Genomic DNA, 22355 nt, shown 5'->3' on the forward strand with positions numbered 1-22355 from the left:
CCACTTACCGCCCTGTCCAGATTTCCGGAGCCAGCTCTACCTTCACGCGGTCAGGCAGGCGGCAGCCTACTCGCCGATCATCGACGGCCAGCCCAGCAAGCAAACGAGCGGAGTCTCAGAGCAGGAGGCGGCGGCAGTGCTACGGCGCTACCTGCTCATGCGCGAGATTGACGGTCACTGAGAAAGTTCCTCTTTTTCATCCGCGCCCCCCGACAAAGTCTCGCTAAATTTCAAACTGAGACACTACCCGTTAGTCGGTTCAACTCGCAGCGTCAGGACGCCCGTGATGGCGGAGGCGACGAAGACAGTCACTCGCACCACTTCCGGGAACAGCACACCAATCAATGGTGTCAGAGTCCGGGGAGACCCCAGTAGAACACGCCGACCAGGCCGGCAATAAGGCTTGTATAGAGGACGTGGGGGACAATGGAGAGCAGGTACTGCTTACTCGCTCACCGCTGTGAGTGCCCTGCCGGCGGCCAATCGGCTCCTTGGTTCGGGCGACGATCAGAAGGCGGCGAACGATTATCTGCTGACCTGCGCTTCCTCGGAGACGACAAGGATTGAAGCAACGCAATCCACCGGGAGCAACAAGCCGCCGCATCGCCCATCAGACGCGTTTCCACGGTGAAGATCAGCGCTTGCGAGGCCGGTTCGTGGAAAATTTTCGCGATTGGATGGGCTCCTGCAAAAAGATTGTCTTTTCAGACTCCACCGCATTTTGCGGCACCGGCCGAAGAAGGCCTCCCTTGTGGTCTTCCATATCTCCCCAAGCGTCGAAGGTAGTGGCTAAAACAGGCGGCGTCTCAGCAATTCCTCCGTGCGTATACTCAGATCAGGACAACCGCATCTAGCGTCGTGCGCCACGATTTGTCGGCCGACCGCCGGATTTCACTGATCAATGAAGCCGTCTCGTCTGCGGCAACCGCTGGCATCAGACGGAGCGGATAACTGCACCGCTAAATATGGACACGGGCATCGGACTTTCGTCGCCGTCAGGCGCAAGTTTTTTTACTCCGCCTTGTTTGGCAAGAATTCTCTCGCCTACGACCGGTATCGCAGGAATGCGCTAACGCCCGATGTGGAGCACCGCGACACCAGAAAACTCTCATTTTCATTAACCGCTGCAGCGGTCAACATGATTGGACCCACAATTACTCAGATCGAGACTTCCGTGAGCACTCCAGAGGCAAACGTCAAGTGTGGACCTTCTGTGATTTCTGTCGGCGCACGGCCAAGGCTGACGAAAGATGTGGTTGAAGGACGATCTGAACCTGAACACCACGCCGACGAAAATTGTGAAATCAGCGGGGGGTGTCTGCCGGCGCGATCGACGCTCCGAATAACAGAAGCAGGCGCCGCAAGTGATCACAGCCCAGCTATCGCGCTGGGCGACAATTTACGTTAACGTTTGCCGGTCGGTCCATATGCGTACTCGAATCCGATCGCCTCGGAGGCAGAAGGCGATCATCCGACCGCTTGATCCTTCCCACCCTCAGGGTTGGGATAATCCTGACAATGAGGAAGTTTGGCTTGAGCTGGCGCGCGCCATCGGACGGCAGATTGCACGAGACGAAAACGACGGTTTGGAGCAGCCAAAAGGAGGAAGGGCATGATGACGAGGCCAATAAAAAAGAGGGCCGTGTTATACGCCCGCTATTCGAGCGACATGCAAAAGGCGACCTCGATTGACGGTCAGCTATTGCTCTGCCGGAAGATCGCGGCACGCAACGACCTAGATGTCATCGGTGCATTTGTTGATGCCGCGAAGTCTGGCCTAACCGAAAATGCGAGGGACGGCTATCAGCAATTGCTCAATGGCGTGCGAAACCATGATTTTGATGTTGTGATCGTTGAGCATTTCGATCGCCTGTCGCGCGATCCCGCAACCATCCAGCGTCTCAAGCAAGTTTTCGAGTTCAATGGCGTTGAGCTGATGGATCAGAAAGGCGTTTACGCGACTGCCACCGACATCAGCATCGCAAGTCTCTACAACACGATTTATAAGCCGCAGCTCGCCGACAAGGTTCGGCGTGGCCATGATAATGCTGTCGCTAGTGGAAGAATTCCTGGCTCATACGCTTACGGTTACCGGCCAAGGCCGGGCGCGCCCGGTGAGCGCGTGATCGATGAGAACGAAGCGAAGATCGTGGTCCGCATCTTCACCGAATATGTATCGGGGCGTTCAACCCGAGATATTGCGGCCGATCTCACGCGCCAAGGCTTGCCCTCGCCTGGCGCCACCCGTCACAAGAACAAGGCTGGTCGCACGACCTGGAATCATCAGTGCATAACTGGCGGTCGCCACGGTCGCGGCATTATCGGCAACGAGCTGTATATCGGCGAAATACATTGGAACGTTCGATCAACAATTCTGAACCCGGAAACGCAGAAGAAACAGAAACGCCGCAATCCGGACGACCGGCACATCATTGTCAAGAAGCCCGAGTTGCGGATTGTTCCGCAAGTGCTTTGGGACAGGGCGCAGAAGGTTCGCAGCGGCCGCGCCATCCATATGTTCGGACCGACGGGCAAGCCGCGGCGCCGTCCTGTGATCCCGCGCAATAATGAGCACCCACTTGCTGGGGTCCTCCGGTGTGGTGTCTGCAACGGGAATATGCGAATCGCTCAATCCTCCAGGAATGGCGCTCCGCGCGCCGCATGCGCCAATGCGCATCAACGAGGCACGTGTGAGCACACTCGGAGCTTTGACATGGACGTGCTACTTGAGGATGTCTCAAGCAAAATGGAATTAAAATTGCTTTCGCCCAAAGCGATTGAAGAGGCGATGCGTGCTTGGAAGGAGGAGCGTAAGAACGATCGGAAAAAGAACAGCGAACACGCAAATTTAGAGCGTAGACTCCGTACGTTGACCACTGAGATCGAACGCTTGTCATATGCCATCGCAAACAGCCGTCGCAAGCCGGATGAGTTGCTCAAGCGGATCGATGAGTGCGATGTGGAACGGGAAACCGTTAAGGAGCGCTTGCGGCTGCTGGGTAGTGGCAGCGAAAACGTGATCCCGTTCGACCATCCAAAGTTCGGTGACCGATATCATTCGGAGGCCAAGAGACTGGTCACCGCGCTGAGGATTAATCCGAAGGCCATCGAAACCCGCGTCGCCTTTCGCAACTTGATCGACAGCATCGTGGTGCATCCGGTTCGCAAGCGGATGCCCTACGAATATACTCCGTACCTGAACAGCGCTTCCCTTTCTAGCATGAATCTTTTCCCCGAAAATCGACGCAAGACGAGAGAGATCAGTGCGTTCGTCTACTATGATAACGTCAAGTCAGAGAAATCCGTGTCCTCGTAGTAGACGCGGACCTGCATGTGGTGGCGGCCGTCGCGGATCTCGCCGTCGAGGTGGGCAGTCACGTCGCGAGCCTCTTCGCTTTTTGCAACCAGCCCGTTTTGCGCAAAAACAGCCGGCCGTGCAAGCGCGGGTTACGCCACCGCCGGCCCCGTCCTTCCCAGCGTCACCTCGACGATCTCCGGCGGCACGCCGACACGGAGCGGCATGAAGCTGCAACCGAGGCCGCCGGAGATGATGACGTCGCATTTCAGCCTGACATGACCATAGGCGAGCCGGAGGCCGTGCTGCCGCGGAACGGCGGGCGACCAGCCGAGCAGGCGAACCTGGCCGCCATGGGTGTGGCCGGACAGTTGCAGCGCGACGCGCGCGGGCACGCGCGGCGCGATGTTGGGCTCGTGCGCGAGCAGGATGATTGGCGCATCGTCCGTGACCTTGGCGAGCGTCGCGGTGAGATCGTCGGCACCGAAGCGCCCCGTGCTCCGGAAGCGCCGCGCCGGCAGAAAAGCGAGTTGATCGCCGAGGCCGGCGATCCAGAACGGGCGGCCGTCCTTGGTGAGGCGCACGGCGTCGTTCTCGTAGACGGGAATGCCGGCCGCCTCGAGCGCACGATGCGCCACCGTCGGGCCATGCCCGGCCTGCTGCACGGCCGTGTCCACCCAATAATCGTGATTACCCATGACGGCGTGGACGCCGAGCGGCGCTTTCAGGCCCGCGAGCACCCTGGCCCATTCCTTCGCGGGAATGATGCGCGTGACCTGGTGAAGACCGGCGACATAGTCGCCGAGCAGCACGACGAGGTCGGCGTTCAGGCCATTGGCGCGGTCGACGATGGCCTCGATCCGCTCCAGCGACATCCAGGGATCGCAGGCATGGACGTCGGCGATCACGGCGATCTTGAGCGGCAGATCCGCCGGCCATTGCCGCGGGGTCGGATGATAGCGGGTGACGCCGAGCCGGTGGGGCTCGATACCGACGCCGTAGGCGGCGGTCGAGAAGCCGAGAGCGGACAGGCCGCCGAAGGAACGGATGAGATGACGGCGCGTGATCATGGAAGCCCGCTTCTGCTACGGCGTCTTGATGCGGTCCGATTGAAGCGGAATTGGGGTACTCTTGTGCAGACCGTCTGCACAAGCGCTACCATCGGCTCTCGCCGATAAGCGCATCCAGCCGCGCCTTCAAATCGTCGGGCGCGCGGTAGTACCAGACGCCGCCGAGCAGGTCGCGAAAACGTGCGTCGGCGCGCGCCTCGCGCTCGATGCGGTCGATCGTCCCGACGCTGATCACGTCTTCGAGGGGACCGGCGGCCAGCAGCGACAGCAGCACCGGGTTGGACTCGATCTTGAGGATCTCCAGGATCAGGTCGATCATCCTGTCGGGATCGTCCTCGCGCAGGTCGCGCTCGAAATCCATGATCGCGAACAGATTGTCGTCCTGGTCGCGCTCGGATCTGGAATATTGCTCGACCCAGGCGCGCGCGAGCTCGGCGACCGACATGTTGGCGCAATCGAGCGGCTCGCGCGGCGTGCGCTGCGCCAGATGGTCGGCATGCCACGCCTCGCGATCGGCCAGGCTTGCAATACGCGACATCAAGGGATCGTCGGGACCGACATGCACGCCGCCCAGCAGCCAGCGCAGCCTGTCATTGTGCGCGGCTTCCTGCTCGACACGCGCCATCATCTCCTTGCCATGCGCATAGAATAGCGCCAGCAGGAACTTGTCGTTCAGCTGCATCACCGTCGGCTTGTCGGCCTCGGTCTTGAGCACATCGAGCACGAGATTGAGCGCGGCTTGCGGCTTGCGATGCGGCAGATGGTCGAAATAGACCTTGATGGCCCAGATGCTGCCGATCTGGTCGCGACGGCTGACGCGCTGAAGCGCGCACCACATCGATGCCAGCTCGCCAAGCGGCATCGAATCCAGCAACGCCTCGGTTTCGTCAGGCGTGCGCAGCTGCGGCGCGGCCGCGATGGTCTTGAGCAGCCTCGTGTCGTCCGTCGGCTCCATTCCTTCCCACTCCAGTCCGTGTACGGCGATCCCGTTCGCCGCGCGTTCGGATTAGTGCTGGGATGGAACCTGCGGGTTCATCGACTTCGGCGATCAGTCGTCGCTTTCGTCGGTGCCGAACAGGCCGAACTGCGCCGCATCGCGATTGGGTTCGGCGAGACCGAGATGGCGGAAGGCGTGCGAGGTGAGCAGGCGGCCGCGCGGGGTGCGCTGGAGATAGCCGCACTGGATCAGATAGGGCTCGATGATGTCCTCGATCGCATCGCGCGGCTCGGAGAGCGCTGCGGCCATCGTCTCGACACCGACGGGACCGCCGCCATAGTTCATTGCGATGGTGGTGAGGTAGCGGCGGTCCATGGCGTCCAGGCCCGCGGCGTCGACCTCGAGCGCGCTCAGCGCGTGATCGGCGATCTTGCGATCAATCGTGTCGGCATCCGCGGCGGAAGCAAAATCGCGCACGCGCCGGAGCAGGCGCCCGGCAATGCGCGGCGTGCCGCGGGCGCGGCGCGCGATCTCGTTGGCGCCGTCCGCGCTCATGCCGACGTTCAGCACGCGCGCGCCACGGCTGACGATGCTTTCGAGTTCCTCGATCGTGTAGAAATTCAGCCGGACCGGAATGCCGAAACGGTCGCGCAAGGGATTGGTGAGGAGGCCCGCACGCGTGGTGGCGCCGACGAGGGTGAACTTCGACAGCTCGATCTTCACCGAGCGCGCCGCCGGGCCCTCGCCGATGATGAGGTCGAGCTGAAAATCCTCCATCGCGGGATAGAGCACCTCTTCCACCGCCGGGCTCAGGCGATGGATCTCGTCGATGAAGAGCACGTCGCGCTCTTCGAGGTTGGTCAGCAGGGCGGCGAGGTCGCCGGCCTTGGCAATCACGGGACCCGACGTGGCGCGGAAGCCGACGCCGAGCTCCTTGGCCACGATCTGCGCCAGCGTGGTCTTGCCGAGGCCGGGGGGCCCGACGAACAGCACATGATCCAGCGCCTCGCCGCGCTTGCGCGCCGCCTCGATGAAGATCGAGAGGTTCTTGCGCGCCTGCTGCTGGCCGACGAAGTCGGACAGCGATTGCGGGCGCAGCGCGGTGTCGCCGACATCGTCGCTGCGGCGCTCTGGCGAGACCATGCGGTTGGCCTTGGGATCGCTCACTTCGCGAGTTCCTTCAGACCGAGGCGAATGAGCTGCGCCGTCTCGGCGCCTTCACCGGCGCTGCGCGAGGCCGACGCGATGGCCGCGGCGGCCTGCGGCTGGCCGTAACCGAGATTGACCAGCGCGGAGATCGCATCCGCCACCGGGCGCGGCGCGCGCTGGTCGTCGACGGCACCGGCAAGATGCACCACGGCGGGATCGACATTGGCGAAGGCCGGCGCCTTGTCCTTCAATTCGGTCACGATGCGCTCGGCCACCTTGGGGCCGACGCCCGGCGTGCGTGCCACCGCGGCCTTGTCGCGCAGCGCAATCGCATTGGCGAGGTCGGAGGGCGCCAGCGTGCCGAGCACCGCGAGCGCGACCTTGGCGCCGACACCCTGCACGGTCTGGAGCAGGCGAAACCATTCACGCTCCTGGTCGGTGCGGAAGCCGAACAGCTTGATCTGGTCCTCGCGGACATAGGTCTCGATCGACAGCACGGCGGCCTCGCCGGGCGACGGCAGATGCTGCAGCGTGCGCGTCGAGCAATGCACCTGGTAGCCGACGCCGCCGACGTCGAGGATGACGAAATCCTCGCCGTAGGAATCGATCAGGCCCTTCAGCTTGCCGATCATGATTGCGCAGCGCTCTTCTTGTTACCTCCCCCCTTGTGGGGGAGGTCGGATCGCCGAAGGCGATCCGGGAGGGGGGTAAGCCACAGACGCCGGCGCCCGGGGCTGCCCCCCTCCCCAACCCTCCCCCACAAGGGGGGAGGGAGAAGAGTGTGCGTGCGGCTCATGTTGCGCCTCATGACTCGAACTTAAACTCCCACCACCTTCAGCCTGAGCGCCGTGCTCTGGCGGTGATGGGCGTGGGTGATGGCGATGGCGAGCGCGTCGGCAGCGTCGGCTGACGGCGGTTCGGCCTTCGGCAGCAATATCTTCAGCATCATCGCGATCTGTTGCTTGTCGGCATGGCCGGCGCCGACCACAGTCTTCTTCACCTGGTTCGGCGCATATTCGGCGACGCTGATGCCGAACATTGCGGGCGCCAGCATGGCGACGCCCCGGGCCTGGCCGAGCTTCAGCGTCGCAACGCCGTCCTTGTTCACAAAAGTCTGCTCGACGGCGGCTTCCATCGGCTTGTGATCGGACAGGACAGAGGCGAGCCCTTCGTGGATCGCGAGCAGGCGGCTGGACAGCGGCAGGTCGTCCGGCGGTTCCACCGAACCGCAGGCGACATAGATCAGGCGGTTGCCCTCAGCCTCGATCACGCCCCAGCCGGTACGGCGCAGGCCAGGGTCGATGCCGATGATGCGAACGGGGCCACGAATCGGGAGCGCAGTCATGGGCCAGTGATAGCGGCTGGCTGCGGCGGGGGAAACAGAAACAGAACGGAAGTAACAGGGGAAGTGTCGCTCTTCGCCTCTCCCCGCTTGCGGGGAGAGGCCGGAATGCGCGCGAAGCGCGGATTCCGGGTGAGGGGACTCTCCACGAGTCCCTCTATCACCGCCGACGCGGAAACAGCCCCTCACCCCAACCCTCTCCCCGCAGAGCGGGGCGAGGGCGCGCACCGTTCGTGTGTCCCCTACCCGCCCATCTTGGCAACAAGCGCGTCCGACACCTCGAAATTGGCGTAGACGTTCTGGACGTCGTCGTGCTCGTTGAGCAGGTCCATCAGCTTGAGCAGCTTCTCGCCGGTCTCGTCATCGACGGCGACCGTGTTCTGCGGCTTCCAGATCAGCGCGGCCTTGCGCGGCTCGCCGAACTTGGCTTCCAGCGCCTTGGCGACGTCGCGATAGCCTTCGGTCGAGGCGTAGATCTCGTGTCCGCCTTCGCCGGAGACGACGTCGTCTGCGCCGGCCTCGATCGCGGCATCGAGCACCGCGTCGTCGGAAGCGACGCTGCGGTCGTATTCGATGATGCCGGTGCGGTCGAACATGAAGGAGACCGAACCGGTTTCGCCGAGATTGCCGCCCGACTTGGTGAAGAAGGAGCGGATGTCGGAGGCGGCGCGGTTGCGGTTGTCGGTCAGCGCCTCGACGATGACGGCGACGCCGCCGGGGCCATAACCCTCGTAGCGGATCTCGTCATAGTTCTCGCCATCGCTGCCGAGCGCCTTCTTGATGGCGCGCTCGATATTGTCCTTCGGCATGTTCTCCGCGCGCGCGGCGATCACGGCGGCGCGCAGGCGCGGGTTCATGGCGGGGTCGGGCGTGCCGAGCTTGGCGGCGACGGTGATTTCCCGCGCCAGCTTGCCGAACAGCTTCGACTTCTGGGCATCCTGCCGCCCCTTGCGGTGCATGATGTTCTTGAATTGGGAGTGTCCGGCCATGCGTGGTCTCGTAAAGGAATCGTGCGCCTAAGGCGAGCGTGGGAAGCGCGGCCTTATAGGCCGCCAACCCACCGGAATGAAAGAGGCTCTACGACTTTAAGGTAACACCGTAGTGGCCCTTGCCCAGATGTCAGGCATCGTTAACCCTGACTTCATTCCGGCCTGCGAAAATAGCGTACGACCGTCCCCCGACAAGAGAGACCTGATGGCGTTCGGACTATTTCGGAAGCGTCTGCCGGACATGGCTGCGCCCGCGGCCGCCCCGCAGGCTGCGGCGCCGCCGGCCCATTCCGAGCCCGGCCCGGCCGCTGAGAGCGATTCTGCCAGGGAAATCCTGGAACTGCTGGAACTCGAGCTGGGCGCGATGATTCGCCAGCTCGAGCGCGCCGCCAATTCGGTGGCCGGCGGCGCCGAAGCGACCGCCACAACCCTTGCGGCCATCCGCGACCGGACCGACGCCCTGACCGGCCGCACCAACGCCGCACAGTCGACCGCATCCACCTTCGCCCATGCCGCCGACAAGTTTACCCAGTCCGCGCTGGGCATCGGCGCGCAGGTTCGCGAGGCCGGCAAGCTCGCCGACGAGGCCAGTGCCGCGGCGCAGGAAGCCCGCGCCAATGTCGACCGCTTGCGCGAGTCCTCCGCCGCCATCGGCAACGTCGTCAATCTGATCGCGCAGATCGCGCGGCAGACGACGCTGCTCGCGCTCAACTCGACCATCGAGGCCGCGCGCGCGGGCGCTGCGGGCAAGGGCTTTGCGGTCGTCGCGACCGAAGTGAAAGCGCTCGCGGTGCAGACCCAGGGCGCGACGGAAGAGATCACCAAAAAGATCGATGCACTGCAGCGCGACGCCGCCGGCTCCGCCGATGCCGTGCACCGCATTTCGCAGGCGATCGAGGCGATCCGCCCGGTATTCGAGACCGTCAATGGCGCGGTCGCCGAGCAAAACGCCACCACGAGCGAAGTCTCCGGCAATGCCGCCAGCGCGTCGGAGTTCATCGTCTCGGTCGGCCAGAGCGCGGCCGAGATCGACGCCGCGACCAAGGCGGCCGAGACCCATGGCGAGAACGTCGCCAGCGCCGGCAAGGCGGTCACCACCTTCGCACAGAAGCTGAAATCGCGCTGCGCGGTGCTGCTGCGCCAGAGCGAGCACGACGACCGCCGCAAGACCGAGCGGCTGCCCTGCCATCTCAAATTCGAGAGCGCACGCGGCGTGATGCCGGTCTACGAGATCGCGATGGACGGCGTGCTGATCGGCGGTGCGGATGCAGGCCGGCTGACGCCGCAAGCGATCATCGAAGGCAGCCTCGAACTGGTCGGCGCCTGCCGCCTGCGCGTCGTCGAGCAGTCCAAGGCCGGAGCCCGCGCGCATTTCGTCAATCCCGATGCCGAGCTCCGCGAGAAGATCGAGGACCGGCTGTGGTCGATCCACGAGGAGAACACGGAGTTCGTCACCCGCGCCATGGAAGCGGGCAACGCGCTGACCCAAATCTTCGAGCATGCGGTTGCACGCGGCGAGGTCGGGATCGACGACCTCTTCGACACCGACTATGTGGAGATCGCAGGCACCAATCCACAGCAATACCGCACTAGATATCTGGATTGGGCCGACCGCGCACTGCCGCCGTTCCAGGAAGCGTTTCTCGCCAAGGAACCGCGCATGGCGTTCTGCGCCATGGTCGACCGCAACGGCTTCCTGCCGGTGCACAACAAGATCTATTCGCATCCGCAGCGGCCGGGCGACGCCGCCTGGAACACGGCCAACAGCCGCAACCGGCGCATCTTCAACGATCCGGCGGGGCTCGCGGCCGCGCGCAACCTGCGCTCGTACCTGGTCCAGAGTTATGCGCGCGACATGGGCAACGGGAATACGGTGATGATGCGCGAAATCGACGTCCCGATCCGCGTGCAGGGCCGGCACTGGGGCGGATTCCGCACAGCTTACAAGCTGTAGTGCCCGCTCTCGTGCACTCCTGGGCAAGACGCCGCTCGCGAATCATCCTCTAAGGTCGAAACTGGAATGGGAATGCCGCCGAGAGCCAATCCACGGCTCTGACTGGAGAAAACCCGTACATGTCTCTGGCACAACTTGCAGTATTGGACACCGGGTCGAACCGGACGCTGGCTGAACGCCTGATCGACCAGCTCGCCGACCGCATCGGCGGTCTCGGCGTGGAGCTCGCCGACATCGCGGGCAACGTCCAGGAAGTCGCCAACCGCGTCGCGAACCAGTCGGAACGGTTCCATCACCTCCAGGAGACGGCGGAGACGATGGTCTCGGCCAACCACGACATCGCCAATGCGTCTCAGGCGGTGCAAACGACGACGTCCGCGGCGGTCGGCGAGATCGCGCAGTCGCGCAGCGCGGTCGATACCGCCGTCAGCCACATCTCCGAGCTTGTCGCCGCCGTTGGGCGGATCGAGGCGCGCCTGAGCGCGGTCGGCTCGGCGCTGGCGCAGGTGGCCAAGGTGTCCGGCTCGATCGAGGCGATCGCGAAGCAGACCAACCTGCTTGCGCTGAACGCAACCATCGAAGCCGCGCGCGCCGGCAATGCCGGCCGCGGCTTCGCGGTGGTCGCGAGCGAGGTGAAGAACCTCGCGGAAGCCACCCGCCAGGCGACGCACCAGATCTCCGACACCGTGCGCGATCTCGACGGCCAGATCGAAGGCCTGATCGGCGAGAGCAGCGACGCCTCGCAGCGCGCGAAGACCGCCGGCGAAGGCGCCCAGCAGATCTCCAGCATCATCTCGCGCGTCCAGCAGGGCTTCGCCTCCGTGGAAGCGGAGATCGACAGCGTCGCGCGCGCGGCGACCTCCAATCTCGGCCATTGCGACACCGTCATCAGCGAGCTCAACGAGCTCGCCAAGGGCGTCGACCTCTCCTCGCGCGACCTCAAATACGCCGACGAGCGGGTGGCCAAGCTGCTCGACACCTCCGAAGGCCTGATCGCGATGATCGCCGACAGCGGCGTGGAGACGTCGGACGCGCCGCTGATCCGCGCGGTCGTCGAGACCGCCAAGCGGATCTCGGCCGAGTTCGAGGCCGCGATCGATCGCGGCGAGATCACGCTCGACCAGCTCATGGACGAGAAGTACCGCGAGATTCCCGGCACCGATCCAAAGCAGTATCTCACCAGCTACGTCGACTTCACCGATCGCGTGCTGCCCGCCATCCAGGACCCGATCCAGAAAGCCGATCCCCGCATCGTGTTCTGCGTCGCCTGGGCCAAGGGCGGCTACCTGCCGACCCACAATCCGAACTACCGCCTGCCACAGGGCAAGGACCCGGTCTGGAACAACGCCAATTGTCGCAACCGCCGCCTGTTCACCGATCGCGCGGTGAAGAAGGTCGCTGCGAACACCAAGCCGTTCCTGCTCCAGACCTACCGCCGCGACATGGGCGGCGGGCAGTTCGTGCTGATGAAGGATCTGTCCTCGCCGATCATGATCCGCGGCAAGCACTGGGGCGCGTTCCGGATGGGCTTCCGGCACGGCTGAAGGATCTCGCGACGGCCGCTCCTGCGGCCCTTCAATCAAAAACCTGAAAAACAACCCCATGCACAGTAGCCGGGGCACGCGGAATCAATGGCTTAGAAGCCTCATGGGATGAGATCGAAGCTAGTGCGGCCGACAGCAGCACCCTCTCCGTTCCCTCCCCCCTTGTGGGCAGGGCTATCGCATGTGGTGTGCATGATGCGGCGGCATCGGCACTCGGCTCCCTCTCCCGCTTGCGGGGGAGGGCTGGGGTGGGGGTGTCTCCGCGTCGGGATTGCCAGGGATTGCGGAGAACGTTCCAAGCGCCTAGTGCGGCCATTGCTCCGTCGGGCAAAACAGGAGCATGATGTCATCATCGCGCACGTCGGCCATCCGGCTATTGGCCGTTGCAATTGATCCCGTGCACCGTGCTTGCCGTCGCTCGCTTTTCCCAATCGCACGAATTTCGTGATCGCATGATTTTGCGCATTCGCACGATCATCTGCGGCGATTCACGGCGCGCGCGGCGAAAATGCGCCACAATATGACGATTATCATACCAATGAGCCGCCGCACAAATTCGTGAACGTCATGGCCTGACGCGTCAGTCGCGCAAATATGCATTGCCGGGAATTTCGACGCTTCATCGTTTCGCGTCGTTATGATTATGGTCGCGCGGAAATTCGCCGAATTGATCGCCGCAAGCGATCGTCGAGCAAGGGGATGCATATGGCAACTGTTCTCACCATCAATGGCGAAACGAAATCCTTCGACGCGCCGCCGGAAATGCCGCTGCTGTGGGTGCTGCGCGACATCCTCGGGATGACCGGCACCAAGTTCGGCTGTGGCATCGCGCAATGCGGCGCCTGCACGGTGCATGTCGACGGCAAGGCGGTGCGCTCCTGCGTGCTGCCGGTGAGCGCGGTCCAGAACCGCACCATCACCACCATCGAGCATATCGGCAGCACGCCTACGGGCGCGAAGGTGCAGAAGGCCTGGCTCGATGCCGAAGTGATCCAGTGCGGTTACTGCCAGTCCGGCCAGATCATGTCGGCCGCGGCACTGCTGGCGGCAACGCCCAACCCTGATGATTCCGACATCGACGCCGCCATGGCCGGCAACATCTGCCGCTGCGGCACCTATGTGCGCATCCGCGAGGCCATCAAGCAGGCGGCCTCCGGCCGTCAGTCGTGAGGTCCGCCATGAATGCACACAACAGCGTCTCCCGCCGCACGCTCCTGACCGGCGGCCTTGCCACCGGCTTCCTGCTCGCCTTCCACCTGCCGCTGCGCGCCGCCGTCAACGAGCCGGTGCAGCCGAAGGATACGACCGATGGCAAGTTCGCGCCCAACGCCTTCATCCGGATCGACCCTGAAGGTGCGACCACGCTGGTGATGCCGCAGGTCGAGATGGGGCAGGGAATCTACACCGCGATCTCGATGATCCTGGCGGAAGAGCTCGACGCGGATTGGTCGAAAGTCCAACTGCTGCACGCACCGGCCAACGAGAAGCTCTACGGCAATCCGATTTTCATCATTCAGGCGACCGGTGGCTCCACATCGGTCCGGGCATTCTGGAAGCCGCTGCGTGAAGCCGGCGCCAGCGCGCGTGCCATGCTGGTGCAGGCTGCAGCTGCGCAATGGAACGTCGATCCCGCCAGTTGCACGACGTCGAAGGGTGAGGTGACCCACAAGGCGAGCGGCCGGACGCTCTCCTATGGCGCGCTTGCGGCTGCCGCGAGCGGCCAGACGCCGCCCAAGGACGTCCCGCTCAAGGACCCCAAGGATTTCGTCTATATCGGCCAGCCGTTCAAGCGGCTCGATACACCCGAGAAGGTCAACGGCAAGGCGGTCTACGGCATCGACGCCATCGTGCCGAACATGAAGTTCGCAACGCTGGCGCAGTGCCCGGTTTTCGGCGGCAAGGTCGGCAAGGTCGATGATCGTGCCGCGAAGAAGATTCCGGGCGTGCGAAAGATCGTCGTGCTCGACGATCTCGTCGCCGTCGTCGGCGATCACATGTGGGCGGCGAAAAAGGGCCTGGATGCGCTCGACATCACGTGGAACGAGGGACCGAACGCAAAGCTCAATTCGAAGGCGATTTGGGACGATTTGCGCGCCGCCAGCGCAAAGGACGGCGTGGTCGCCAGATCCACCGGCGACATCGCCAAGGGTCTCGCGAGCGGCGAAAAACTCGAAGCTTCGTTCGAGCTGCCGTTTCTCGCCCACGCAACGATGGAGCCGTTGAACGCCACGGTGCATTGCACGCCCGATTCTTGCGAAATCTGGACCGGAACGCAGATCATGGCGCGCGTGCAGTCGGAGGCGGCAAAGGCGGCCGGGCTCCCGGTCGAGAAGGTGACCGTCAACCAGCACCTGCTGGGCGGCGGCTTCGGCCGCAAGCTCGAGCCTGACATGGTGGTCGCGGCCGTTCGCATCGCCAAAGAGGTCGACGGGCCGGTCAAGGTCGTGTGGACCCGCGAGGAGGACATTCAGCACGACGTCTATCGACCGGTCTATCGCGATACGATCGCAGCGACCTTGTCGGCCGGCAAGATCGTCGGCTGGAAATACAAGATTGCCGGCGCTGCGATCATCGCGCGCTGGCTGCCGCCGGCCTTCCAGAAGGGCATCGATATCGACGCGATCGACAGCGCCACCGACGTGCCCTACGACATCCCGAATGTCCACGTCGAATATGTGCGGGCCGAACCGCCGGCGATACCAACGGGGTTCTGGCGCGGGGTCGGGCCCAACAACAACGTGTTCGCGGTCGAATGCTTCATCGACGAACTGGCGCGCAAGGCGGGCAAGGACCCGGTCGAGTTTCGCCGTGGAATGCTGGCCAATCAACCGCGCTTCCTGTCCGTCCTCAATCTTGCGGCAGAGAAAGCCAATTGGGGTCAACCCTTGCCGGCGCGCGTCGGGCGCGGCGTGTGCCTGCAGCCGTCTTTCGGGAGTTTCATCGCAACCGTTGTGGAGGCTGAGGTCGACGAGCAAGGCGAGATCAATCTACGCCGTGCGACCTCGGTGGTGGATACCGGCATCGCCGTCAATCCCGATACGATCGTGGCTCAGGTCGAGGGCGGGCTGATCTTCGGCCTTACCGCCGCGCTCTACGGCGAGATCACCATCGAAAAGGGGCGCGTCCAGCAATCCAACTTCAACGACTACCGGATGCTGCGGATCCATCAGACGCCCAAGATCGAGGTTCACGTCGTCAAGAGCGGCGAGGCACCCGGCGGAATTGGCGAGACCGGCACGACGGCGGGGCCACCGGCGCTGCGCAACGCGATTTACGCCGCAACCGGCGTGGCGCTGCGGCGCCTGCCGATCGACCGGAAACTGCTGGCTGCGGGGAAGAAGGCATGAGCGGCACGATGCGTATCCTCACAAGTATCGTTGTGATCGCCATCGTCGCGGTGGCGCTTGGCGTCTTCCTCATCCGCGGGCCCGGCCCGCTCGACTTTGCCGGCGGCACGAAAGTGGCGCTGGCGGATTACCGCGCCGGAAAGCCGACCGGCGTGCCGGCAAAGCTGGAGAAAGCGAGCCTGGTCGAACGCGGCGAATATCTGGCGAAGGCCGCCGACTGCATGGTCTGCCACACCAAGCCGGGCGAGGAGGACTATTCCGGCGGGCTCGCCTTCGAGCTACCGTTCGGCACGCTCTATTCGACCAACATCACGCCGGACAAGGACACCGGCATCGGCAATTACAGCGACCAGGATTTTCTGAACGCGGTCCAGCACGGCAAACGCAATGACGGCGCGCGGCTCTATCCGGCGATGCCGTACACGTCCTACACCTTCATGACCGACGAGGACGTGCTCGCGGTGAAAGCGTATCTGTTCAGCCTGCCGGCGGTGCGCGCCAAGGCGCCCGACAACACGCTGTCGTTCCCGTTCAACCAGCGCTGGGCGATGACCTTCTGGTCGGCCGTGTTCAATCCGGACACGCGCTTTGCGCCGGATACGTCGAAGAGCCCGGAATGGAATCGCGGGGCATATCTCGCCGAAGCGCTGGCGCATTGCGGCGAGTGCCACACACCGCGCAATCTCGGCTTCGCGCTGGATAACCGCAAGAAGTTCACCGGCGCTATCACGGCGGGCTGGCGCGCCTTCAACATCTCGTCGGACAAGGCGACAGGTCTCGGCAACTGGAGCGACGCGGATCTGATCTCGTATCTGTCGCTCGGCCATGCGCCGGGCCACGGCTCGGCCTCGGGTCCGATGGGTGAAGCCGTCGACCACAGCTTCAGCCAGTTCGCCCCCGAGGACATAAGCAGCATCGTTGCTTACCTGCGCAGCGTGCCGCCGCAGCCCTCGCCCGACCTCCCCGCCACCACGGCGCCGGTCGCGCCCGCCTCGCACAAGGACGGCGTGACGGCCGACGCCCGCGGCAAGAAGGTGTTCGCCAGCGCCTGCGCCAGCTGCCACGGCTGGAGCGGCGAGAGCCCGGTGTCGCCGATGGCGACACTCACCGGCACCTGGGCCGTCAACGACCCCACCGCCACCAACGTCGCGCAGATCGTGATCTCGGGCACCAGGCGCCATACGCCTGATGGTGCGCTGTCGATGCCGGCGTTCGGCAACGCCTACACCGACGACGAGATCGCGGCGGTGGCGAACTATGTGACGGCGCGGTTCGGCGCGAAGGGCTCGAAGCTGACGGCGAAGGATGTGGCGGAGCTGAGGGAGCAGACGGCGGAGTAGCGCGCAGCCATCCGCCGCGAGATTGATGCGCAATCGCGCGCATCAATCTCCGCCGTCGTCCCGGACAAGCGAAGCGCAGATCCGGGACCCATACCCACAGGGAGTAGTGTGGCGAAGACTCGGAGTGGGAGCTGTGCCCCACACTTCTCCCTGGGGTTATGGGTCCCGGCCTTTCGCCGGGACGACAGCGAGTGTGTAGCGCGACCGTCAGCTCAACCAGAACCTCGGTGTCGCCGGCTCCAGCCGGCCGCCCACGCGCACCGGCGCGATCCGCAGCGCGAGGCCCGTTGCATCGTCGGTCTCGATCGCAACGCCGCTGAGCGTCGCCACTCCGGCCGCCGGCTCGAACCGGCCGGAGGGAATCCCCGACGTGAACCGGCGCAGCGGTTCTTCCTTCTGCATGCCGATGATGGAATCGTAGTCGCCGGTCATGCCGGCATCCGTCATGTAGGCGGTGCCGCCGTTGAGGATCTGGTGATCGGCGGTCGGCACATGGGTGTGGGTGCCGACGACGAGGCTGGCGCGGCCGTCGCAGAAGAAGCCGATGCCCTGCTTCTCGCTGCTCGCCTCGCAATGGAAATCGACGACGATCGCATCCGCTGCAACGCCGAGCGGACAGGCGCCGAGCTCGCGCTCCAGCGCCGCAAAGGGATCGTCGAACGGAGTCATGAAGACGCGGCCCAAAGCATTGACGACGAGCGCATGCTTGCCGTTCTTGGTCTCGACCAGCGCCGCGCCGCGGCCGGGCGTGCCGCGCGGATAGTTCGCGGGCCGCACCAGGCGGTCGGCGCGCTCGATGAACACCAGGGCCTCGCGCTGGTCCCAGGAGTGATTGCCGAGCGTCACCGCGTCGGCGCCGGCATCGAGAAACTCCTGATAGATCGCTTCGGTGATGCCGAAGCCGCCGGCGGAATTTTCGCCGTTGACGACGACGAAATCGAGCGACCAGTCCTTGACCATGCCGGGCAGATATTCGGCGATGGCCGTGCGCCCCGCACGGCCGACGACATCACCCACGAAGAGAATGCGCAACTTCAGAACTCCGGAAATCGAACACGTCCGATTCCGTTAGCACATAATCCAGCGCGACGTCGTGGGATAGTGCCGGAACCGCCTCGATCTCCTGCGCGGCAAACGCAAGCCCGATGCCGACGATTTGCTTGGTCTTGCGCAAGTGAGCGAAGGTGAAGTCGTAATGCCCGGCACCATAACCGATGCGGTGGCCGAGCCGGTCGAAGGCCGCGAGCGGCGTCAGCATGATGTCGGGGATGACTTCGCTTGCTGCCGGCGACGGCTCGGGAATGCCGAGCGGGCCGAGCATCAGCCGGTCGTTCGGATGAAAGATACGGAAGACCAGCGACTGGCCGCGCGCGGTGACACAGGGCAGCGCCAGCCTTGCGCCCTCCTCGGCGAGCTTCCTCAAGAGCTGCATCGGGTCGATCTCGCTGCGGATCGGCGAATAGCCGGAGACGATGCTGCCGGGCAGCAGCTTGAACGGCAGCCCGCGCTTGGCGAGCTTGGTGGCAGCGGCGGCGCGCTTCTTCTCGCTCAGCGCGTCGCGTTTGGCGAGGGCTTTGGCACGGAGCTCGGCTTTCGAATTGGACATGCGCGCTTTCCCCCGAAGGCAGAGCCTCGCTCCGCTGTCATCACCCGCGAAAGCGGGTGATCCAGTATTCCAGAGACGCGAGTTGCAAGAACCGAGACGCCGCGGCGTACTGGATGCCCGCCTTCGCGGGCATGACACCGAGACTCAATTGAACCGCAAGCGTGTCGGGGACGCAATTTAGACAAGCACAAACCAAGCAAACAAAAGTGCGAAGCCGCGGACGCCGTTGAAGCACTCGATCCCGGAGTTCCCTACGAAAGTAGGTGGGCACCATATGTCCGGGCCCACGGGCCCGGCCAGGGACAGTTCCCTAAAGGATCGATAAGGCCCCGGGGATATATGGCTCCGGACGCGCGTCGCAGCCTCGCCCACGCAATGTAACAACGATACTGACAAACCACCAGCCCGCCGACGGGCTGCCGAGCTTCGGTGCAATGAAATCAGTCCTTCCTGCCGCCACGGCGGAAGTGCGCTCCCTCCCCCGCTTGCGGGGGAGGGTTGGGGAGAGGGTGTCTCCACACTGAGATTCCCCAAGAGGTGAGAGCCCTCACCCGGCGCTTCGCGCCGACCTCTCCCGCAAGCGGGAGAGGTTGAGCCCGCGGTTACATCGAGCGGACCAACTGATCGAGTCTTCCGCGGTCCCTACCCGATCGCGATTCCGCCTCCGATGGTCCGGTTCAGGACCTGGGTCGACTTCTCGATGCGTTCGGCTGCGGCGTTCAGCGCGTTCACCACCGCGGTCTGCGTCATCCTGGCGCGCTCGACGGCGGCATTGCGGAAATCCCGCAGCTCGGTCAATTCCTGCTCCATGCTGCGGACGCGGTTGCCGGCGTCGACCAGCTCGTCGCAGACGGTCAGCGCCGCCATCACGGTCAGGCGCGCATCGCCGATCTCGCCGAATTTTCCGCGCAGCGACTGAATCCGCGTCTCCAGGCTTTCGGCGAGCTTGAGCAGCCGCACCTCCTGCCCCTCCTCGCAGGCCATGCGGTATTGCCGGCCGTTGATGGTGACGTTGATGTGGCTCATCCATCCTCTCCGGTATCGAGCACCGAGCGTATCGTGACGATCGCGGAATCCAGCCGATCGGAGATCTCGCGATTGGTGCGCTCGAGCTTGCGCGCCTTCACCAGCGCACCATCGAGCTCATCGGCAAGCCGCGAGCGGTCCGCGCCGAGCGCCTGGATTCGCGCGGCGAGCTCGTTCTCGTCGCGATCGGCGTCGCGCCGGCGCTCCACCGCGCTCTCGAGCGCGTCGAGCGCCGCCATGAGCCTGCGGGTCGCGATCTCAATCTCGACGGCGGAGGACTCCGTCATGGCGGAACTGTTGGATACGCGATCGTTCATGCGGTCAGCGGCGGACCTTGGTGGCCTTTGCATCGGGGCTTGCCGCCCGGCAAAAGACTCGGTTCGGCAAGCGGTTAGAAGCAGAAATTTACGTGGCAAGCTAGCCCAGCGCAATGTCGCCGCGAAACTATGCACCGCTAGATCGGCCCTCGGCATGGCGGCCGGCTGGTTCCAGATCTGCATGATCCGCGGCTGCGGCTTTTCCGGATCATGCCGTAAGCAACTTTTGCGGCCAAACCGGCGTTTGATTGCCTTGGACTCCCGGAACCGAGATGCTATCCAGCCCCCAACCTCCCGTGACCGCCAGGCTCGATCCAGCGCGGCGCACACGGCCATCAAGCACCTCATTCCAGACGGATTTTCATCATGATGCAGCTCGATGCCTCCCGTATGGCCCATACGCAGGTCGACCACTCCCGTATGGCCAACGCGATCCGCGGCCTTTCGATGGACGCTGTCGAGAAGGCGAAATCGGGCCATCCCGGCCTGCCGATGGGCGCCGCCGACATCGCCACGGTGCTGTTCACGCAGTTCCTGAAATTCGACGCCGCCGCGCCCGCCTGGCCGGACCGCGACCGCTTCGTGCTGTCGGCCGGCCACGGCTCGATGCTGCTCTATTCGCTGCTGTACCTGACCGGCAATGCCGACATGACGCTGGACCAGCTCAAGCAATTCCGCCAGCTCGGCGGGCTGACGCCTGGCCACCCGGAGAACTTCCACACCAAGGGCATCGAGACCACCACCGGTCCGCTCGGCCAGGGCATCTCGACCGCGGTCGGCATGGCGCTCGCCGAGAAGATGCTCGCCGCCGAGTTCGGCAAGAAGATCGTCGATCACCACACCTTCGTGCTCGCCTCCGACGGCGACCTGATGGAGGGCGTGTCGCAGGAAGCGATCGCGATGGCCGGGCACTGGAAGCTCAACAAGCTGATCGTGCTCTACGATGACAACGGCATCTCGATCGACGGCCCGACCTCGATCGCCGATTCCGTCGACCAGGTGAAGCGCTTCAAGTCCGCCGGCTGGGCCGCCGAGAAGATCGACGGCCACGACCAGGCCGCGATCACGGCGGCCATCACGCGCGCGAAGAAATCCAACAAGCCGACGCTGATCGCCTGCCGCACCACCATCGGCTTCGGCGCGCCGCACAAGGCCGGCACGTCGAAGGTGCACGGCGAGGCGCTCGGCGCCGAGGAGCTCAAGGCCGCCAAGGAAAATCTCGGCATCTCGCTCGAGCCGTTCTCGGTGCCCGACGACGTGCTGAAAGCCTGGCGCGCGGCCGGCAGCCGCGGCGCTGCCGCTCGCCAGGAATGGGAAGGACGGCTCGGCGAGCTCGGCAGCCGCAAGCGCGCCGAGTTCGAGCGCCGCCTGCGCCATGAGCGTCCGGCCTCGCTCGCAAAGGCGGTGCGCGCGTACAAGAAGGAGCTGCTGGAAAAGCCGCTGGTTGCGGCCACCCGCAAATCCTCGGAAGCGGTGATCGAAGTCATTGCCGGCGCGATGCCGATGGAATTCCTCGCAGGCTCCGCCGACCTCACCGGCTCCAACAACAACAAGGCGAAGTCGGCGACCGCCTTCTCGGCCAAGACACCGAAGGGCCGCTTCATCCACTACGGCATCCGCGAGCATGGCATGGCCGCCGCGATGAACGGCATCTTCCTGCACGGCGGCTTCGCGCCGAACGGCGCGACCTTCCTGGTGTTCACCGATTATGCGCGTCCGGCGATGCGCCTTGCCGCGCTGATGGGCACAGGTGTCGTCTACGTGATGACGCACGATTCCATCGGCCTCGGCGAAGACGGCCCGACCCATCAGCCGGTCGAGCATCTGGCCGCGCTTCGCGCCATTCCAAACATGCGCGTGTTCCGTCCCTGCGACTCGATCGAGGTCGCCGAGTGTTGGGAGCTCGCGCTCAACCGCATCGACGGCCCGACGGTGCTGGCGCTGACGCGGCAGAACCTGCCGCAGCTCCGCACCACCGCGCCGAACGACAATCCTTGCGCGGCCGGTGCCTACGAGCTGGTTCCGGCGCAGGGCGAAGCCAAGGCGACGCTGTTCGCCTCCGGCTCCGAGGTCGAAATCGCGGTCGCCGCCCAGAAGCAGCTCGCCGAGCGCGGCATCCCGTCACGGGTGGTGTCGGTGCCCTCGCTCGAGCTTTTGTTAGCGCAACCAGAAGCCAAGCGCGCCGAGATCATCGGCAACGCGCCGGTGAAGGTCGCGATCGAGGCCGCGGTGCGCTGGGGCTGGGATGCTGTGATCGGCCAGGATGGCGAATTTGTCGGCATGCATTCCTTCGGCGCGAGCGCGCCGGCGAAGGACCTGTACAAGCATTTCGGCATTACCGCCGAGGCTGCGGTTAACGCCGTGCTGAAACGCGTTTCCTGAGAGTTGAGCTTGCCAAAAAAAGGACTACGTAACGTCCCATATGATCAAGCACCGCCC

General features: G+C 64.4%; 17 protein-coding genes, 1 other RNA gene and 1 pseudogene. 7 read left to right on the top strand and 12 right to left on the bottom strand.

Annotated elements, in window-relative coordinates; translation table 11 throughout:
* The first annotated feature begins 1612 nt into the window (after positions 1–1612).
* Positions 1613–3316, top strand: coding sequence for a recombinase family protein (locus AB5K84_RS39300; RefSeq protein WP_011084356.1), 1704 nt, complete (start codon positions 1613–1615; stop codon positions 3314–3316).
* On the opposite strand, the pseudogene AB5K84_RS39305 reads toward AB5K84_RS39300, so the two are convergent.
* The 7 genes and pseudogenes from AB5K84_RS39305 to AB5K84_RS39335 all read right to left on the bottom strand — a co-directional run.
* Positions 3289–3408 (bottom strand): annotated as a pseudogene (locus tag AB5K84_RS39305) (acyl-CoA thioester hydrolase); the annotation flags it as partial. The gene AB5K84_RS39300 and the pseudogene AB5K84_RS39305 overlap by 28 nt on opposite strands.
* Before the next feature lie 39 nt (positions 3409–3447).
* A complete protein-coding gene (locus AB5K84_RS39310) occupies positions 3448–4365 on the bottom strand; it encodes a metallophosphoesterase (RefSeq protein ID WP_011084355.1) in 918 nt (305 codons plus the stop codon).
* 85 nt (positions 4366–4450) lie between these two features.
* Positions 4451–5320, bottom strand: a complete 870-nt coding sequence (locus tag AB5K84_RS39315) for a DUF6869 domain-containing protein (protein WP_011084354.1) — start codon at positions 5318–5320, stop codon at positions 4451–4453.
* Between the two features lie 93 nt (positions 5321–5413).
* Positions 5414–6445, bottom strand: a complete 1032-nt coding sequence (ruvB, locus tag AB5K84_RS39320; protein WP_171463833.1) for a Holliday junction branch migration DNA helicase RuvB — start codon at positions 6443–6445, stop codon at positions 5414–5416.
* Between the two features lie 20 nt (positions 6446–6465).
* The gene (ruvA, locus tag AB5K84_RS39325; protein WP_011084352.1) at positions 6466–7083 is read right to left on the bottom strand and encodes a Holliday junction branch migration protein RuvA; all 618 of its coding nucleotides are present in this window, start codon (positions 7081–7083) and stop codon (positions 6466–6468) included.
* 185 nt (positions 7084–7268) lie between these two features.
* Positions 7269–7796: a crossover junction endodeoxyribonuclease RuvC gene (gene ruvC, locus AB5K84_RS39330; RefSeq protein WP_011084351.1), complete on the bottom strand. Its 528-nt coding sequence runs from the start codon at positions 7794–7796 to the stop codon at positions 7269–7271.
* A 239-nt stretch (positions 7797–8035) separates the two neighbouring features.
* On the bottom strand, positions 8036–8782 hold the full coding sequence (locus AB5K84_RS39335) for a YebC/PmpR family DNA-binding transcriptional regulator (RefSeq protein WP_011084350.1): 747 nt from the start codon (positions 8780–8782) through the stop codon (positions 8036–8038).
* A 205-nt stretch (positions 8783–8987) separates the two neighbouring features.
* Between AB5K84_RS39335 and AB5K84_RS39340 the strand changes: the two genes are divergently transcribed.
* The 5 genes from AB5K84_RS39340 to AB5K84_RS39360 all read left to right on the top strand — a co-directional run bounded on the left by AB5K84_RS39340 (position 8988) and on the right by AB5K84_RS39360 (position 16967).
* Positions 8988–10736 carry a methyl-accepting chemotaxis protein gene (locus tag AB5K84_RS39340; RefSeq protein ID WP_038965394.1) on the top strand — a complete coding sequence of 583 codons (1749 nt, stop codon included), beginning with the start codon at positions 8988–8990 and terminating at the stop codon, positions 10734–10736.
* A gap of 119 nt (positions 10737–10855) precedes the next feature.
* On the top strand, positions 10856–12280 hold the full coding sequence (locus tag AB5K84_RS39345) for a methyl-accepting chemotaxis protein (protein ID WP_011084348.1): 1425 nt from the start codon (positions 10856–10858) through the stop codon (positions 12278–12280).
* Positions 12281–12985: 705 nt separating this feature from the next.
* Positions 12986–13450 carry a (2Fe-2S)-binding protein gene (locus AB5K84_RS39350; protein WP_028173437.1) on the top strand — a complete coding sequence of 155 codons (465 nt, stop codon included), beginning with the start codon at positions 12986–12988 and terminating at the stop codon, positions 13448–13450.
* Between the two features lie 8 nt (positions 13451–13458).
* A complete protein-coding gene (locus AB5K84_RS39355; protein WP_038965397.1) occupies positions 13459–15627 on the top strand; it encodes a xanthine dehydrogenase family protein molybdopterin-binding subunit in 2169 nt (722 codons plus the stop codon).
* Positions 15624–16967, top strand: coding sequence for a c-type cytochrome (locus AB5K84_RS39360; RefSeq protein WP_441232748.1), 1344 nt, complete (start codon positions 15624–15626; stop codon positions 16965–16967). The genes AB5K84_RS39355 and AB5K84_RS39360 overlap by 4 nt, the downstream gene beginning before the upstream one ends.
* A gap of 207 nt (positions 16968–17174) precedes the next feature.
* Here the strand turns inward: AB5K84_RS39360 and AB5K84_RS39365 are convergent, their stop codons facing one another.
* The 5 genes from AB5K84_RS39365 to AB5K84_RS39385 form a co-directional block, all read right to left on the bottom strand.
* Entirely contained in the window at positions 17175–17999 is an 825-nt protein-coding gene (locus tag AB5K84_RS39365) for a TIGR00282 family metallophosphoesterase (protein ID WP_028173440.1), read from the bottom strand.
* Positions 17977–18573: a 5-formyltetrahydrofolate cyclo-ligase gene (locus AB5K84_RS39370; protein ID WP_038965392.1), complete on the bottom strand. Its 597-nt coding sequence runs from the start codon at positions 18571–18573 to the stop codon at positions 17977–17979. The genes AB5K84_RS39365 and AB5K84_RS39370 overlap by 23 nt, the downstream gene beginning before the upstream one ends.
* A gap of 207 nt (positions 18574–18780) precedes the next feature.
* Positions 18781–18941, bottom strand: a non-coding RNA gene (gene ssrS / locus AB5K84_RS39375) — 6S RNA.
* A gap of 274 nt (positions 18942–19215) precedes the next feature.
* Entirely contained in the window at positions 19216–19599 is a 384-nt protein-coding gene (locus tag AB5K84_RS39380; RefSeq protein ID WP_011084342.1) for a cell division protein ZapA, read from the bottom strand.
* A complete protein-coding gene (locus AB5K84_RS39385; RefSeq protein WP_020608063.1) occupies positions 19596–19916 on the bottom strand; it encodes a DUF4164 domain-containing protein in 321 nt (106 codons plus the stop codon). Before AB5K84_RS39385 ends, AB5K84_RS39380 begins: the two co-directional genes overlap by 4 nt.
* A 366-nt stretch (positions 19917–20282) precedes the next feature.
* Here AB5K84_RS39385 and tkt point away from each other — a divergent pair, with 366 nt between their 5' ends.
* A complete protein-coding gene (tkt, locus tag AB5K84_RS39390; protein ID WP_011084340.1) occupies positions 20283–22298 on the top strand; it encodes a transketolase in 2016 nt (671 codons plus the stop codon).
* The last annotated feature ends 57 nt before the right edge of the window (positions 22299–22355 follow it).

This window comes from Bradyrhizobium sp. 1200_D9_N1_1, from assembly GCF_052075915.1.
Classification (GTDB): domain Bacteria; phylum Pseudomonadota; class Alphaproteobacteria; order Rhizobiales; family Xanthobacteraceae; genus Bradyrhizobium; species Bradyrhizobium diazoefficiens.